This window comes from Flavobacterium glucosi (genome assembly GCF_048286535.1).
GTDB lineage: Bacteria > Bacteroidota > Bacteroidia > Flavobacteriales > Flavobacteriaceae > Flavobacterium.
The window spans coordinates 164,334-182,207 of the sequence record NZ_JBLVPK010000003.1; the positions used below are offsets into that span (position 1 = coordinate 164,334).

At 34.0% G+C, this 17,874-nt stretch carries 12 protein-coding genes; 3 read left to right on the top strand and 9 right to left on the bottom strand.

Annotation, left to right across the window (positions count from 1 at the left end):
- Positions 1-75: 75 nt before the first annotated feature.
- The 8 genes from ACNQGD_RS06590 to ACNQGD_RS06625 all read right to left on the bottom strand — a co-directional run bounded on the left by ACNQGD_RS06590 (position 76) and on the right by ACNQGD_RS06625 (position 12,042).
- Positions 76-1,350, bottom strand: a complete 1,275-nt coding sequence (locus ACNQGD_RS06590; protein WP_417998736.1) for a mechanosensitive ion channel family protein — start codon at positions 1,348-1,350, stop codon at positions 76-78.
- Positions 1,351-1,578: 228 nt separating this feature from the next.
- Positions 1,579-3,486, bottom strand: coding sequence for an acetate--CoA ligase (gene acs, locus ACNQGD_RS06595; RefSeq protein ID WP_417995159.1), 1,908 nt, complete (start codon positions 3,484-3,486; stop codon positions 1,579-1,581).
- A gap of 523 nt (positions 3,487-4,009) precedes the next feature.
- On the bottom strand, positions 4,010-5,479 hold the full coding sequence (gene ilvC / locus ACNQGD_RS06600; RefSeq protein ID WP_417998737.1) for a ketol-acid reductoisomerase: 1,470 nt from the start codon (positions 5,477-5,479) through the stop codon (positions 4,010-4,012).
- Positions 5,480-5,579: 100 nt separating this feature from the next.
- Positions 5,580-6,104 carry an acetolactate synthase small subunit gene (gene ilvN / locus ACNQGD_RS06605; protein ID WP_417998738.1) on the bottom strand — a complete coding sequence of 175 codons (525 nt, stop codon included), beginning with the start codon at positions 6,102-6,104 and terminating at the stop codon, positions 5,580-5,582.
- 94 nt (positions 6,105-6,198) lie between these two features.
- Positions 6,199-7,893, bottom strand: a complete 1,695-nt coding sequence (gene ilvB / locus ACNQGD_RS06610) for a biosynthetic-type acetolactate synthase large subunit (RefSeq protein WP_417998739.1) — start codon at positions 7,891-7,893, stop codon at positions 6,199-6,201.
- A gap of 81 nt (positions 7,894-7,974) precedes the next feature.
- Positions 7,975-9,648 (bottom strand): dihydroxy-acid dehydratase, encoded by a 1,674-nt coding sequence (gene ilvD / locus ACNQGD_RS06615; RefSeq protein WP_417998740.1) that lies wholly within the window; start codon positions 9,646-9,648, stop codon positions 7,975-7,977.
- Between the two features lie 64 nt (positions 9,649-9,712).
- Positions 9,713-10,828 (bottom strand): 3-isopropylmalate dehydrogenase, encoded by a 1,116-nt coding sequence (gene leuB / locus ACNQGD_RS06620; protein ID WP_417998741.1) that lies wholly within the window; start codon positions 10,826-10,828, stop codon positions 9,713-9,715.
- 38 nt (positions 10,829-10,866) lie between these two features.
- Entirely contained in the window at positions 10,867-12,042 is a 1,176-nt protein-coding gene (locus ACNQGD_RS06625) for a 2-isopropylmalate synthase (RefSeq protein ID WP_417998742.1), read from the bottom strand.
- Positions 12,043-12,196: 154 nt separating this feature from the next.
- Between ACNQGD_RS06625 and ACNQGD_RS06630 the strand changes: the two genes are divergently transcribed.
- A complete protein-coding gene (locus ACNQGD_RS06630) occupies positions 12,197-13,741 on the top strand; it encodes a hypothetical protein (RefSeq protein WP_417995166.1) in 1,545 nt (514 codons plus the stop codon).
- A 490-nt stretch (positions 13,742-14,231) separates the two neighbouring features.
- On the opposite strand, the gene ACNQGD_RS06635 is transcribed toward ACNQGD_RS06630, so the two are convergent.
- The gene (locus tag ACNQGD_RS06635; RefSeq protein ID WP_417998743.1) at positions 14,232-16,208 is read right to left on the bottom strand and encodes an alpha-ketoacid dehydrogenase subunit alpha/beta; all 1,977 of its coding nucleotides are present in this window, start codon (positions 16,206-16,208) and stop codon (positions 14,232-14,234) included.
- A gap of 170 nt (positions 16,209-16,378) precedes the next feature.
- Between ACNQGD_RS06635 and ACNQGD_RS06640 the strand changes: the two genes are divergently transcribed.
- Both ACNQGD_RS06640 and ACNQGD_RS06645 read left to right on the top strand, forming a co-directional pair.
- Complete coding sequence (locus tag ACNQGD_RS06640) at positions 16,379-17,329, top strand: isopenicillin N synthase family dioxygenase (RefSeq protein ID WP_417998744.1); 951 nt, start codon at positions 16,379-16,381, stop codon at positions 17,327-17,329.
- Positions 17,330-17,477: 148 nt separating this feature from the next.
- Complete coding sequence (locus ACNQGD_RS06645) at positions 17,478-17,807, top strand: translation initiation factor (RefSeq protein ID WP_417998745.1); 330 nt, start codon at positions 17,478-17,480, stop codon at positions 17,805-17,807.
- Positions 17,808-17,874: the final 67 nt, after the last annotated feature.

The window sequence follows — 17,874 nt, forward strand, 5'->3', positions numbered from 1 at the left end:
AATGAAAATTCGTGAAATTTTAGGCTAAAATGAAACGATTAATTGATCAATTACTTTAATCAGTTTAGATCCAAATTACCTGTTGAAATTTCGAAAGTCGTTTCCTGTTGGTTCTTCAAAAACCTCCAGTTCAAATTCAGAAGTAATAGTCAATAGATGATCAAATATATCGGATATAATAGTCTCATATTTTAACCACTCTTTTTGTGAACTAAAGCAGTAAATTTCTAATGGCAATCCCTTCGAGGTTGCCTCTAACTGGCGCACCATTATTATCATGTCTTTATTAATATCGGGATGCGCTGTAATATATTTTTCGGCATAGATTCTAAAAACGCCTATATTAGTCAATCTTCGGATGTTGACGGATACGATTTCATTATCAATTATTTCGGAATTGAATTTTTGAACTTCATTTTCTTTACTGGTGATGTAATCTTGAATGAGTTTGTATTTTTTAAATTGGGAGAGCATTTTTTTATCACAAAATTGAAAACTACTGACTTTTAAATAAATAGCTCTTTTTATTCGTCTCCCGCCAGAATCACTCATACCGCGCCAGTTCTTGAAAGAATCTGTGATAAAAGCATAAGTAGGTATCGTAGTAATCGTTTTATCCCAATTTTGAACTTTTACGGTATTTAAATTGATCGACATTACATCACCGTCAGCATCATATTTTGGCATTGAAATCCAATCCCCTACCCGAACCATGTCATAAACGGACATTTGGATACTGGCAACAAACCCTAGAATAGTATCTTTGAAAATTAAAAGCAAAATAGCCGTCATGGCTCCCATGGCACCTAGAAAATAGAAAGGACTTTTACCTAATAGTAAAGATAAAATCAGGATTCCTCCAATAAAATAGACTACAATTTTAAGTACCTGAATGTAACTGGTAATTGGTTTGTCTTTTAAAATTAAGGTATTGGATACAATTTCATCAAAGACGGATAATAAAGTAATAGCAGAGTGGATTATTACTATAATTATAAAGATATTTGATAGAATAATTACATATTCAATTACTGTTGGGAAATCTCCAAAGATGTATGGAGCAACCAAAACAATAATGAAAGCAGGCACTAAATAGGCGATTTTTTCAAAAACTTTTTTTTCTATTAAGACATCATCCCAGACTACTTTTGTCTTTAAAAAAATTTTATGCACAAAACGAACAATGACAATTTTAGTTAAATACCAAGATAAAAAGCTTATTATAAATAACACAAAAATAAGCGTCAAAAGTTTTAAATACAAAGCCAGCGTTGGATCTAAACCAAAATCTTCAATAAACCATTTATCTAACCAGAGCGCGATGTTGTATCTTTTTTCAATTTGAATCATAAGGAATTTAGCTTTATATGTAAATATAGCTTTCCTATTCTAAGCAGTCAAAAACTACGCCCGCATTGTGTTTTCATTAACATCTTGTTTATTTATCGGTATCTGTTTTCATGCGCTTTACATTACATGTATCATCTTGATATATCGATTTTTAAAACTAAAAACCCCTTTCAAAATTTAAATTTTGAAAGGGGTTTGAATTAAAATTTGTATTTTACAGTAAGGATGTTATAATTTTCCTTCTTTTATTTCTTCAACAATTTCCGGATTTAATAAGGTTGAAATATCTCCAAAATTAGAATAATCTCCTTCAGCAATCTTTCGAAGGATTCTTCTCATGATTTTTCCGGAGCGGGTTTTTGGTAAACCTGAAACAAACTGAATTTTATCTAGCTTAGCAATTGGTCCAATATGATCTGAAATATGTTGGTTAATCTCTTTGGTTAAATTTTCTTTATTTCTGGTTTCTCCGGTCTCTTTAAGGATTACAAAACCATATAATGCATTTCCTTTTATGTCATGTGGGAAACCTACAATTGCTGATTCAGCTACGGCTGGATGTTCATTTATGGCATCTTCAATAGGTGCTGTTCCCAGGTTATGGCCTGAAACAATTACCACATCATCTACTCTACCAGTTATTCGATAATACCCTACTTCGTCCCGTAAAGCACCATCACCTGTAAAAAATTTACCTGGAAAAGCGGAGAAATAAGTGTCTTTATAGCGTTGATGATCGCCCCAAATAGTTCTGGCAATTCCTGGCCATGGGAATTTAATACATAAACTGCCAACTACTTGATTTCCTTCTATTTCATTGCGTTTTTCATCCATTAATACCGGTTGGATTCCTGGTAATGGTAAAGTAGCATACGTAGGTTTTGTAGGGGTAACAAATGCCAAAGGCGAAATCATGATACCGCCGGTTTCCGTTTGCCACCAAGTATCTACCACAGGACATCTTTTATCACCAACGTGGTCATTGTACCAGTGCCATGCTTCTTCATTGATTGGTTCACCAACGGAACCAATAACTTTAAGCGATTTTAATGGATATTTTTGTACAAATTCTATGTTTTCTTTTGCCAAAGCACGAATTGCAGTTGGTGCAGTATAAAATTGTGTTACTTTATGCTTTTCGATTACTTCCCAAAAACGACTAAAGTCAGGATAGGAAGGAACTCCTTCAAAAATTACTGTTGTTGCACCGTTCAATAATGGTCCATAAAGAATATAAGAATGTCCTGTAATCCAGCCTATATCGGCAGTACACCAAAAAACATCATTTTCTTCATAATTGAAAACATTCTTAAAAGTATAAGCAGTATAAACCATATACCCTGCGGTAGTATGTACCATCCCTTTTGGTTTCCCGGTTGAACCTGAAGTGTATAGTATAAACAATGGATCCTCGGCATCCATTATTTCAGCAACATTATTATCTGATGCTTGGTCCAAAAGCGGTTGCAACCATTGGTCACGCCCTTCTTTCATATTAATATCGGAATGAATTCTTTTAGCTACTAAAACTTTTTCGACAGAAGTACATTTTTCCAATGCTTCGTCAACGATTTCTTTTAAATCAATGGTTTTGTTACCACGAAAACCTCCATCAGAGGTGATAACCATTTTACACTCACTGTCATTGATACGAGTAGCCACAGCTGTAGCCGAAAATCCAGCAAAAACAACGGAATGTATCGCTCCAATCCTGGCACAAGCTAATACCGATACCGCTAATTCAGGAATCATGGGCAAATAAATACAAACTCGATCTCCTTTTTTTATGCCTTGCTCACGCAATACGTTGGCCATTTTACATACCCGTTGGTGCAATTCATTATACGTAATGTGTAATGCCGCTTCCGAAGGATCATTTGGTTCAAAAATAATCGCCGTTTTTTCTCCTCTTTTAGCAAGATGCCTGTCAATACAATTTTTAACAATATTGACTTTGGCTTCAGTAAACCATTTGATGTCGGCATCAGCCATATTAAACTCAACAACTTTATCCCATTGTTGGTACCAAGTGAAATTTTCTTCTGCTATTTTACCCCAAAATTTTCTAGGTTCACGAACTGATTTATTGTAATGTTTAAAATATTGTTCTAGATTTTCAATTTTGTAGTAGCTCATGTTATAATTTTTTATAAAAGTATTAAATCTCTCGCTATTCTTAAAATTATTTAAATTATAAATACTCCCTAAAAAAAATAGATTATCAATTAAAAAAGCACTTTTAATACTAATTTGTTTAATTTTTGCTGTTTTGTCAAAAACAAGTAAAATACAATAAGGCGAGATCGATTTAAATCTACATCACCTTATGTATCAACAAAATTTAACAACAATTATTTTAGCATTGTAAAAAAAGTTTTTTTAAACAATAATTAACCAAAACTATTTCGTTCCTATCAAGTATTTCTACTACTAAATTTGTAACATGACTTATTTAAAATAATCATGAAATTTCCACTACTTTCATTTTGTTTAATAGGGACTACTTCACTCAACTTTAAGCTCGTTTAAAGTTAAGTGAATGTACAAGCATCTATATCTATTTCTCATTTTTAATAAATTTTAACTAATTCAAAATATTAAAAAACGAATGATATAGCGCTAATCCCAACACACGCTCTTGTGTGGTAATTCCTAATTTTTATCCTATTTTTTTCATGGCAGTCATTGATTCTCTCAACCACTCTCCTACTGCTTCAATTGGATGCTGACGAATACTTTTGTTTACAGCAATAAGAACTGCATTATCTACTCCATTTGAAGTTGAAAAAGGTTTTCCTATTACATTCGTATCGACTGTTTTCATGAATTCAGTTAATAACGGTTTACAAGCATGGTCAAATAAATAACAACCATATTCAGCTGTATCCGAAATGATTCTGTTCATTTCATATAATTTTTTTCGAGCTACCGTATTTGCAATCAATGGCAGTTCGTGTAACGATTCGTAATATGCGGATTCTTCAATAATTCCTGTTTGCGTCATTGTTTCAAAAGCCAATTCTACACCCGCTTTTACCATTGCAATCATCAAAACACCATTGTCAAAATACTCTTGCTCAGAAATATGTGCTGCTGTTGGTGCTGTTTTTTCGAATTTAGTTTCTGCAGTTGCACCTCTCCAAGTCAATAAATTGATATCATCATTTGCCCAATCAATCATCATGTTTTTTGAAAATTCACCAGAGATAATATCATCCATGTGTTTTTGAAACAACGGACGCATGATGTCTTTTAATTCATCTGCTAATTCATACGCTTCAATTTTTGCAGGATTTGACAAACGATCCATCATATTTGTAATCCCACCGTGTTTCAAAGCTTCCGTTACTGTTTCCCAACCGTATTGAATTAATTTAGAAGCATACGCCGGCTCGATTCCTTTTTCAACCATTTTGTCGAAACATAAAATGGAACCTGTTTGCAACATTCCGCAAAGAATGGTTTGCTCTCCCATTAAATCCGATTTTACTTCAGCTACAAATGAAGAGTTCAATACTCCAGCTTTGTGTCCACCAGTAGCAACAGCATACGCTTTTGCTTGTTTAAAACCCTCTCCGTTTGGATCATTTTCTGGGTGAACGGCGATTAAAGTTGGTACACCAAAACCTCTTTTATACTCTTCACGCACCTCAGATCCTGGACATTTTGGCGCACACATAATAACCGTGATATCTTTACGAATTTGCATTCCTTCCTCTACAATATTAAAACCGTGAGAATAAGCCAAAGTTGATCCGTTTTTCATCAAAGGCATAATCGCTGTAACTACAGCAGTATGTTGCTTATCTGGTGTAAGGTTACAAACCAAATCAGCTGTTGGGATTAATTCTTCATACGTTCCCACTTTGAATCCATTATCAGAAGCATTTTTAAATGAAGTTCTTTGTTCTGAAATTGCATCGGCACGTAATGCATAAGAAATATCTAAACCAGAATCTCTCATATTCAAACCTTGGTTCAAACCTTGTGCTCCACACCCCACAATGACTACTTTTTTTCCTGCTAAAGCTTTAATTCCGTCTACAAATTCTGATTGATCCATGAATTCGCAAACGCCTAATTGTTCTAATTGTAATCTAAGTGGTAATGAATTGAAATAATTTGCCATTTTTTATTATTTAATGATTGTAAAATTTAATTTTCTAAAAAGGAAAACGGTCTCTCGACTGCGCTCGAGATGACAACTGCAAACTGTGACTGAACACTGATTACTGTTTAAGTTCTTCTAATAAGGTTGAAATTTCCATTTTTACTTTGGAAACCGATATTCTTCCGGAACGTACAAATTGCATGATTCCAAAAGGTTTTAATTTTTCGTACAACGATTCTATTTCAGCACGTTGACCTGATTTTGTAATCACAAAGAAGTCTCTCGCAACCGTAACTATTTCAGAGTGGCTTTCCTTAATTATATTTTGAATTTGTTTTTCATCAAAAAGTAAGCTCGATTCAATTTTGAATAAGGCATTTTCCAAGAAAATAGTTTCTTCGTCAATATGATAAAATGCTTTGATGACTTCGATTTGTTTTTCGATTTGTCCTACTATATTTTGCACCCATTTTTCGGTTGTATCCACTACAATGATAAATCTGGAAACATTTTCAATTTCAGATTCGGATACATTTAAACTCAAAATATTAATATGGCGTTTCAAGAATATTCCAGATATTCTGTTTAATAAGCCAACGTTGTTTTCTGAATAAACAGAAATGGTGAATGTTTTATTTTCCATTTTTTTATGTTTAAAGTTTTTATGTTTAAAGTTTAAAGTTGAGCAACATTATTTTCAGGTTCCAACAACTTTAAACCTTAAACTTTAAACTATTTTAGGACAAACGAATGTCCGAAACCGATGCTCCTGTTGGAATCATTGGGAATACGTTATTTTCTTTTTCTACCATAACTTCCAAGAAATACGATTCTTTTGAAGCCATCATTTCGGCAACGGCAGCATCTAAATCGTCTCTTTTGGTTACTTTTTTTGCTTTAATATAATAGCCTTCAGCAATTGCTATAAAGTTAGGATTGGTCATTTCTGTAGAAGCATATCTTTTGTCAAAAAACAATTGTTGCCATTGACGCACCATTCCTAAAAATTCATTGTTCAAGACCACAATTTTCACTGGAACTTTGGTTTGAAAAATAGTTCCTAATTCCTGAATGGTCATTTGAAAACCACCATCACCAATAATAGCTACGACTTCACGATCTGGCATTCCCATTTTGGCTCCAATGGCAGCAGGCAATGCAAATCCCATAGTTCCTAAACCACCCGAAGTTACATTACTTTTTGTAGAATTGAATTTGGCATAACGACACGCAAACATTTGGTGTTGCCCCACATCCGAAACCATAATGGCATCTCCTTTAGAATGTTTGTTAATCATTTCAATCGTTTCTCCCATAGAAATGCCTTCTTTCTTTGGTTTTAACTCGTCATTGATTACCGCTTCTAATTCAATTTCATATTTTTCTTTGAATTCATTGTGCCAAGATTCATGGGTGTTACTTTCGATTAAAGGAAGTAAAGCGGTTAACGACTCTTTTAAATCAGCCAAAACTGCCACGGTAGTTTTCACATTCTTGTCTACCTCAGAAGGATCAATTTCAAAGTGAATTACTTTGGCTTGCTTTGCATACGTAGCTAGATTTCCCGTAACACGGTCGTCAAAACGCATTCCAAGGGCAATTAAAACATCACATTCATTGGTCAAAACATTAGGTCCATAATTTCCGTGCATGCCCACCATTCCTACATTTAATGGATGATCTGTTGGCATTGCCGAAAGCCCTAAAATGGTCCAAGCAGCCGGAATTCCTGATTTTTCTACTAAAGCTTTTAACTCGGCTTCCGCTTCGCTAAGAATGATTCCTTGTCCAAAAATAATAAATGGCTTTTTAGCCGTATTTATTAATTCTGCCGCTTCCTTAACCGTATCAAGATTTAAAACTGGTTTCGGATTGTAACTTCTAATACTGGTGCATTTTTTATAACTGAATTCGATTTCGTCAAACTGAGCATTTTTTGTAATGTCAATTAATACTGGACCCGGACGACCAGATTTAGCGATATAAAATGCTTTTGCAATGATTTCAGGAATTTCTGAAGCTTCCGTAATTTGATAATTCCATTTGGTTACCGGAGTCGAAATTCCAATAATGTCCGTTTCTTGAAACGCATCGGAGCCCAATAAATGCTTCCCTACTTGTCCTGTAATACAAACCATAGGAGTCGAATCAATTTGCGCATCTGCAATTCCTGTAACTAAATTTGTTGCTCCCGGACCCGAAGTTGCAATCGCAACTCCCACTTTTCCTGTTGCTCTTGCAAAACCTTGTGCAGCATGAGTTGCTCCTTGTTCGTGACGCACTAAAACGTGGTGTAATTGATCTTTAAATTTATATAATTCGTCATAAACAGGCATTATGGCACCTCCTGGATAACCATAAACCAAGTCTACTCCTTCTTCTAATAAGCATCTTATAACGGCTTCGGCGCCGGAAATTTTATTTGTTCCCATGGGTACGTTTATTATTTTTTTAGAATTAGAAACATCTATTTAAAATATCTTATTTTGTTTCTATCTTTTCTTTTTTGAAAATTATTTATCAGTTACACATCCTTCAGAGGCACTGGAGACCGAACGCATATATTTCAGCAACACTCCTTGTTTAATTGGTGATACAGGTTGAACCCAATTGGCTTTACGTTTTGCAAATTCTTCGTCCGATATTTTCATATTGATCGTGTTTTTCACGGCATCAATTGAAATCACATCACCGTTTTCTATTAAAGCAATTCCTCCACCTTCGTAGGCTTCCGGAGTAACGTGTCCTACTACGAAACCATGAGATCCTCCAGAAAATCGACCGTCAGTAATTAAAGCGACGGTACTTCCTAACCCAGCTCCCATAATAGCAGAGGTTGGTTTAAGCATTTCCGGCATACCTGGACCTCCTTTTGGACCACAATACCGAATAATAACCACGTTTCCTGGTTTTACTTCGCCTCCTCTGATTCCTTTAATTACATCGTGTTCGTTTTCATAAACCACCGCTGTACCTTCAAAAAATTCTCCTTCTTTACCGCTAATTTTAGCCACACAACCTTCTGAAGCTATGTTTCCGTATAAAATTTGAATATTTCCAGTAGCTTTTAACGCTTTTTGAATTTCATGAATCACGTCTTGTCCATCATTCAAATCAGGAACTGAAGCTAAGTTTTCGGCAATTGTTTTTCCGGTTACTGTTAAACAATCTCCGTGTAAAAGTCCTTCTTTCAATAAATATTTCATTACTCCCGGAACGCCACCTACATTATGTAAATCTTCCATTAAGTATTTACCACTTGGTTTCAAGTCGGCAAGCAATGGTGTTTTATCACTAATATCTTGAAAATCTTTTAATGTAAGATCAACGCCTACTGCATGTGCCATTGCAATTAAATGCATAACCGCATTCGTAGAACCTCCTAAGACAGCCACAATTGTAATCGCATTTTCGAATGCTTTACGAGTCATTATGTCTCTGGGCTTAATATCTTTTTCTAACAATATTCTGATGGCTTTACCAGCATCAGCACATTCTTGTTTCTTTTCTGGACTCAAAGCAGGATTAGAAGAACTGTAAGGTAAACTCATCCCTAAAGCTTCAATCGCTGATGACATGGTGTTCGCAGTGTACATACCACCACACGCACCTGCTCCTGGGCAAGCATTTTGTATCACACCTTTGAAATCTTCAGGTGTAATGGTGTTGTTGAATTTTTTTCCTAAAGCTTCAAAAGCAGAAACAATATTCAAATCCTCCCCTTTCCATTTTCCTGGATGAATTGATCCTCCGTAAACCATAATGGAAGGGCGATTTACTCTACCCATAGCCATTAAGGCTCCTGGCATATTTTTATCACAACCTGGAACAGCAATCATTCCATCATACCATTGTGCTCCCATAACGGTTTCGATAGAATCTGCAATTACATCCCGAGAAACTAATGAAAAACGCATTCCATCATTCCCATTTGAAATACCATCACTAACACCAATCGTATTAAAAATTAAACCAACTAAATCTTCTTTCCAGACTCCAGTCTTAATATCTTTAGCCAAATCGTTTAAGTGCATGTTACAAGGGTTTCCATCGTAGCCCATGCTCACGATTCCAACCTGCGCTTTTTTAAGATCTTCTTCAGTTAATCCAATTCCGTACAACATGGCTTGAGAAGCTGGTTGTGTTTCATCTTGCGTGATTATTTTGCTGTATTTATTTAATTCCATTATTATGTTCGTTTGTAAGTAATATGTTTTCTGAAAAATTACAGGTTACATCAATTATTTGTTTTTAAACTATGGTCGATTGGCCTATATAGACATTGTCACTTTTAAAATATAAGTCGTCTTTACTTAGGATATAATTCGAAATAAAGTCCCCTACTTCGTTTGTTCCAAATTTTGAATAAGGATTCAAATCTGCCGTGACAACATTTAATTCTATTGCTTTATGCACTGCTTCGTATACTTTTTGCGATTCTAAATGAAGACCAAAATGTTCCAAAAGCATCGCTGCAGATAGTATTGAAGCAATTGGATTAGCAATATTTTTTCCTTTTACTTCTGGATTGGAACCATGAATAGGCTCAAAAAGCGCATTTGAATTTCCTAAAGATGCTGATGGTAATAATCCTATTGAACCCGTAATTACACTTGCTTCATCTGATAAAATATCCCCAAATAAATTTTCGGTCAAAATGACATCAAATTGTTTTGGATTAATGATTATTTGCATGGCAGCATTATCAACAAAAAGAAAATCTAAGGCTACATCAGGATATCCTTCTGCGATTTCTGTAACTACTTTTCTCCATAATCGTGACGTTTCAAGGATACTGGCTTTATCAACTAAAGTCACCTTTTTTTGTCTTTTTTGTGCAGTTATAAAGGCTAAATGGCTGATGCGAATAATTTCATCTTCAGAATATTCACATAAATCAGAAGCTAAAGTTCCTTGTTCGTTGATCTTTTTTTCACTGAAATAAGATCCTCCCGAAATTTCTCTGAAAATTATAAAATCAGCACCTTCAATTATTTTCCTTTTCAAAGGCGACAAATCCAATAAGTCATTGTATGGTTTTATAGGTCGTATATTTGCATACAATCCTAGCGCTTGTCTTAATTTTAATAATCCTTGTATAGGAAGTAATTTTGAATCTGAATGGGTACCATAATTTGAATCATCAACAGCTCCAAACAATATAGCATCAGTATTCAAACAAAGATTCAATGTTTGTTCCGGCAAAGGATTTCCTGTTTTCTCAATAGCAACTGCACCAATAAGTGCATCTTCAAAAACAAACTCATGATCAAAAACAACACCAATTGCGTACAATGCTTTTTTTGCTTGTAAGATTACCTCCGGACCTATTCCGTCTCCTGAAAGTACTGCTATTTTTAAGTTCATAATAGTAGGATTTAGATTTTATTAAAAATCAAAATATTTTAGTTAAGGATTAATTCCTTATTCATTTTGCAGGCTTCTATTATTTGATGAATATCATTATCAAGTACTTCTTTTTTAATGTCGGCAAACTTTAAAAATTCAAGATACAAAACATCCAATTGTACTTTTGTAAGTTCGTACCCTACTTTTTTGGCTCTGTATGCCAATGCTGCTCTACCACTTCTTGCCGTAAGAACTATAGATGATTCATTGACCCCTACCTCTAAAGGATCCATGATTTCATAAGTCGATCTGTTTTTTATCACACCATCCTGATGAATTCCAGAGCTGTGCGCAAAAGCATTAGCACCAACAATCGCTTTATTAGGTTGCACCATCATTCCCATACTTTCAGAAACCAATCGGCTCATTTCATTCAGTTGGCGGGTATTGATATTGGTATCTAAATTCAAATACGGATGTTGTTTGAAAATCATCACCACTTCTTCAAGTGCTGTATTTCCTGCTCTTTCGCCTATTCCGTTTATGGTACATTCAATTTGTCTGGCTCCATTTACCGCTCCTGCAATTGAATTAGCTGTTGCCATTCCCAAATCATTATGACAATGACAGGACAGAATTACATTATCAATCCCTTTGACGTTTTCTTTTAAATACTTAATTTTTGCACCGTATTCTTCCGGTAAACAATATCCTGTTGTATCTGGAATATTAAGCACAGTGGCACCCGATTTAATTGCTTCCTCACAGACTCGCGCCAAAAATTCATTATCAGTTCTTCCAGCATCTTCGGCATAAAATTCTACATCCTCAACGTAGGATTTAGCATGTGAAACTGCATATTTTGCTCGGGCAATAATATCTTCTCTAGTTGTATTTAGCTTGTGTATAATATGGGATTCTGAAGTACCAATTCCTGTATGAATACGTGGTCTTTTGGCATATTTTAAAGCTTGAGCCGCAACATCAATATCGTTTTTTACCGCTCTTGTCAATCCGCAAACAATAGCATTTTTGACAATTTTGCTTATTTCTGAAACAGATAAAAAATCACCTGGACTTGAAACAGGAAAACCAGCTTCAATAATGTCAACGCCCATTTCGTCTAATCGATTTGCTATAACAAGTTTTTGGTTGGTATCTAATTTACATCCCGGGACTTGTTCGCCATCTCTTAAAGTGGTATCAAAAATTTGAACTTTCTCTCTATTCATTTTCATTTATTTAATGTAATTTCACATCTTGATAACAAAAATATCTTTCATTACTTTAATATAAAACTCAATTTAATGAAATATACTGCTTATAAAACAAATAATAACTTTGTAATCCTTTATAAAACAACACTTTAAGCTACTATATTTTACAATGGCTAACCATCAAAAAGATTTCTTATTTGTATTAATAAAATCACTTTCAAAATCTGAAAAAAGACAATTCAAGATTTTTGCAAGCCGATTGGAAACCAGTTCCAATACAAAATTTATTGAATTATTCAATATTTTAGACAAATCAGAAGTCTATGACGAAAAACTAATTCTGAAAAGCGGCATCATTAAAAAAGTACAATTATCGAATCTAAAATCATATTTGTACAAGCAAATTTTAGTGAGCATCCGATTGAATATTCCCAGTCAGAACATTCGGTACCAGCTTAGAGAACAAATTGATTTTGCGGCCATATTGTACAATAAAGGACTGTACAAGCAGAGTTTAAAAATTTTGGATAAAACAAAGATTTTAGCATTGGAGAATGACGAAAAACTCATGGCGTATGAAATCGTAGAATTCGAAAAATTAATCGAATCACAATACATCACGCGAAGTATTCAAGGACGGGCTGATGAATTAGTTGTTCAAGCTAAAGAACTAAATTACCGCAACACTATTTCCAGTAAATTATCTAATTTATCCTTGCAATTGTATGGTATTATGCTTAAAACCGGCTATGTAAAAAGTGATGAAGAGTATAAATATATAGATGATTATTTCAATAAACATATTTCTAAATTTGATGAGACAAAATTTGGTTTCCGAGAAAAATATTGGTTTTACAACGCCAATCTTTGGAGGAGTTTTTTAGTCCAAGATTTTCTATCGTGCTATAAATATTCTTTAAAATGGGTAACCCTATTTTATGACAATTCCAGTATGATTTATTTGAATCCTGTGTTTTTCCTAAAAGGAAACCATTATTTATTAGAATCTTTATACATGTTAAAATACAAATCAAAATTTAAGAAGTATTTACTATTATTGGAACAAACTATAAAAGATCCGCGTTTCCCCGTAAATGATAATATTGCATCGTTATCATTCTTGTATGTTTATAATAATAAGTTGAATTACCATATTCTAGAAGGGACCTTTGCTGAAAGCGAATATTTAATTCCTGAAGTATTAAATAAATTAAAAATTCACACGGATCATCTTGATGAGCATCACGAAATGTTGTTCTATTATAAATTTGCCTCTATTTATTTTGGAAATGAAAAATATGCGGAATGTATTTTCTACCTAGAGAAAATCATAAACAATAAAAATCTTTCGATGCGAGAAGATTTGATGTGTTTTGCCCGAATTTTGTGTTTAATTGCTCATTATGAATTAGGTAAGGATTATTATCTGGAAAATCAGTTGAAAAATACTTATAAATTCCTCATCAAAATGAATGATTTACATGAAGTGCAAAAAGAAATTATTCGATTTTTGAAAAACTTAAACTCGATTTATCCGACAGATATTAAAAAGGAGTTTATAAAAATGAGAATGCGTTTTATAGAATTAGAAAAAAACACTTATGAGAAAAGGGCTTTCCTTTATTTAGATATTATTTCTTGGCTCGAAAGCAAAATTGAAAATCGTAAGATTAGTGCTATTATTAAGGAAAAAGCCAAATTGATCAATCGATAAGATTTTAATGATTAGTAGTATTTACAATAAGTTATATATTTTACCTTCTAATTCTTTGTATTTAATACTGTGCATTTTATAAATCCTAGCTTCCATCAACTGTTTTTACAAATGTTTCATATTTGTAAACTCATCTTTTAAATAAGAAATTACAACTATTTGATTTTTAAAATAAATATTTATTAAACTTACTGAATTCTGGGTCACATTTTAAACAAACAATAATCATCTTAAAGACTTGACCATTAGCTACATTCAGTTTTATTTTGTTAAAATAAAATTTGCCGTTATAAAAATAAAGTTTAAATTTATGATTACTTAAATCATAAAATTATGAACGGATTTTTCAAAACACTACTAGCAGGTTACGGAGCCAAAAAATTAGGTGGAGGTTGTATTGGAACAATTATACTATTTATAATTATCTATTGGATATTAGGTTATTTTTAGAATCAAAATACTAAAAACAACCCAATTATAAGTTCAATTATTAGTACGCTAAAAGTTGTTTAAGATCCGATTCGAACCTGCCTTTCGGCAAATATTGATCTTCTAATGCTTTTGTAAACGGAATTGGTGTGTCTAAACTTGCCACTCGTTTTACTGGTGCATCAAGATATTTGAAACAATTTTCCATTATCATTGCCGAAATATCACTGGCAATACCTCCAAACATGCTGTCTTCCTGATAAATAATCACTCTTCCCGTTTTCTTTACCGAAGCAAAAATAGCTTCAGTATCCAAAGGCTGTAAAGTTCTTAAATCCAACAAATCAGCCGAAATAGCAGGATTTTTTGTTAAAGTATCCAAAGCCCAATGCACCGCTGCTCCAAACGAAATGATAGTAACATCCGTCCCTTCTTTCAATAAAGCCGCTTTTCCTAGTGGAATTGTATAATAATCAGTAGGAACATCTTGGTAAATACTCCGATACAATTGTTTGTGCTCAAAAAACAATACTGGATTCGGGTCATTTATGGACGTATTCAACAATCCTTTGGCATCATAGGGAAAGGCTGGGTAAACTACTTTTAAACCTGGTGTTTTGGTAAACCAAGCTTCATTAGTTTGCGAGTGAAAAGGTCCCGCTTGCGTCCCTCCGCCACAAGGCATTCGTACCACAACATCGGCTTTTTCTAACCAACGGTAATGTGATTTGGCTAATAAATTCACAATTGGATTAAATCCTGTCGAAACAAAATCAGCAAACTGCATTTCCACAATCGCTTTATAACCATTAATCGATAATCCCATTCCTGCCGAAACCACGGCACTTTCACAAATTGGTGTATTGATGACCCGCTCTTTACCAAACTGTGCTACAAAACCATCAGTAATTTTAAAAGCCCCGCCATATTCCGCAATATCCTGACCCATGATTACGGAGTTATCATGACGCTCCATTGATTGTTTCAAACTAGCAGAAATGGCATCTATAAAACGAATATTTTCTTTTTTATTTGAAGCATTAACTTGCTCAAATACATACGATTTATAAACATCATTTAGCTCTTCACTTAATGAAGCTTCAATTTCCGGTTCCGCATTTGCAATAGCCAGACTTTCGTCAATATCCTTCTTTATTTCAGCATGTAAAGCCGCATCAAAATCAGCTGTAAGAATTCCGTTTTCTGCCAAATACTTTCTATAATTTTCCACAGGATCTTTAATCGCCCACATGTCCATCAACTCTTGTGGAACATATTTAGTACCACTCGCCTCTTCATGCCCGCGCATTCTGAAAGTTTTGAATTCCAATAAAACAGGACGTGGATTTTCTTTCATCGAAGCTTTCAATTCAGATAGCAAATTAAACACTTCCAGAATATTATTTCCATCAATAATATGACTTTCCATTCCGTAACCTTTACCCTTATCGGCCAGGTTTTCGCAACGGTATTGTTCATTTGTAGGTGTTGAAAGTCCGTAACCGTTATTTTCTATCACAAATAAAACCGGTAATTCCCAAACGGAAGCAATATTCAACGCTTCATGAAAATCGCCCTCACTTGTGGCACCTTCACCAGTAAAAACTGCGGTAACTTTTCCGTTTTTCTTGAGTTTATTGGCCAAAGCGATTCCGTCAGCAACGCCTAATTGAGGCCCCAGGTGGGAAATCATACCTATAATCTTGTATTGTTGTGTTCCAAAGTGAAAACTGCGATCACGACCTTTGGTAAAACCATTGGCTTTACCTTGCCATTGTGAAAAAAGGCGGTACAACGGAATGTCTCTTCCAGTGAAAACCCCCAAATTTCTATGCATTGGCAAAATATACTCATCTGAATCTAAAACTGCAGTAACTCCAACAGAAATCGCCTCTTGACCAATTCCAGAGAACCATTTTGATACTTTTCCCTGACGAATAAGAATCAACATCTTTTCTTCAATAAGTCTTGGTTTTAATATCCGTTTGTATAAATCTAATAATTGATTGTCAGTAAGATTTTTTCTGTCAAAAGTCATTTTTTCAGTTTTATTATGTGGTTCAAAGATAAAAAAATATAACAGTTTAGTGCGATTTTGTTATATATTTTTATTTTACTCCAAAGTTTAAAATTAAGATATAAAATTATTCTTTACATTTGTATCTGCAAGGTTTTAGGCCTTCAAGTTATTAAAAAATATTTAAAAGTATGCAAAACATTCCTAGTGTTGACTTGCGTGATTTCCTTTCGGACGACCCGAAACGTAAACAAAAATTTGTAAATGAAATCGGAAGTGCATTTGAAGATATTGGCTTCGTAGCACTCAAAGGGCATTTTTTAAACGACCAACTGGTTGATGAATTGTATGGTGAAATTAGAAACTTTTTCGCTTTGCCTTTAGAAACAAAACACAGTTATGAAATTCCTGGCATTGGCGGACAAAGAGGTTATGTTTCTTTTGGAACAGAACATGCTAAAGGCAGAAAAGAAGGTGATTTGAAGGAGTTTTGGCACTTTGGACAATACGTGTCTGAAGATTCAAAATACGCATCTGAGTATCCTGAAAACGTTGAAGTTAAAGAACTTCCTCGTTTTAATGTTGTAGGTAAAAAAGCCTACCAAATGCTAGAGAAAACAGGAGTTTATGTTTTAAGAGCTTTGGCTTTACACCTTGGTTTAGATGAATTTTATTTTGATCAGTACGCCAAAGACGGAAATTCAATCTTACGACCTATTCATTACCCACCGATTACCTCTGAACCAGCAAACGCTATTAGAGCTGCTGCTCACGGTGATATCAACTTGATTACTTTGTTGATGGGTGCGCAAGGAAAAGGGTTGCAAGTACAAAATCACGATGGAGAATGGATTGATGCTATTGCTGAATCGGATGAATTAGTCATTAATGTGGGCGATATGTTATCGCGTCATACAAATAACAAATTGAAATCGACCATTCATCAAGTGGTAAACCCGCCAAGAGAATTATGGGGAACATCCCGTTATTCTATTCCGTTTTTTATGCATCCGGTGAGCGACATGAAATTGGATTGTTTGGAAAACTGTATTGATGCCGAACATCCAAAAAAATTCGAAGATATTACCGCAGGAGCCTATTTATACGAGCGTTTAGTAGATTTAGGGCTTATTAAAAAATAAACTTAATTTACGTCAAATACTAAAAGACATTAAGTTTATGCTTAATGTCTTTTTGCTTTTTACCATTAAAAAATTAAGGTCATCAAGAGCTGTGAAATTTAATTTTCTTAACTTCTTAATGGTTTAATAATCAATTTATTTATAAAAAATGGACTTACAAGACCAATTAAAAAACCTTTTTCCGGATCACGAACCATCTCCTGAAGATTCAATTGAAGAAGTGGCACACGAATTATACGTTCAGAAAGAACCTATGATTTGCAAATTCGAAAAGCGAAAAGGAAAAGCTACCACTATAATTGAAGGCTACGAAGGTACTGACGAGGATTTTAAAATTCTTGCCAAGGAAATCAAAACCAAATTAAGTGTTGGAGGAACTTTCAAAGATGATTCTATCATCATTCAAGGTGATTATCGTGATAAAATAATGATTATTTTAAAAGAAAAAGGATTTAAAGTAAAACGTGTTGGAGGTTAGAAAAAGTGGTCAGAGTTTAGTTATTAGTATTCAGTTGAGCAACTTTAAACCTTGAACATCAAACAAA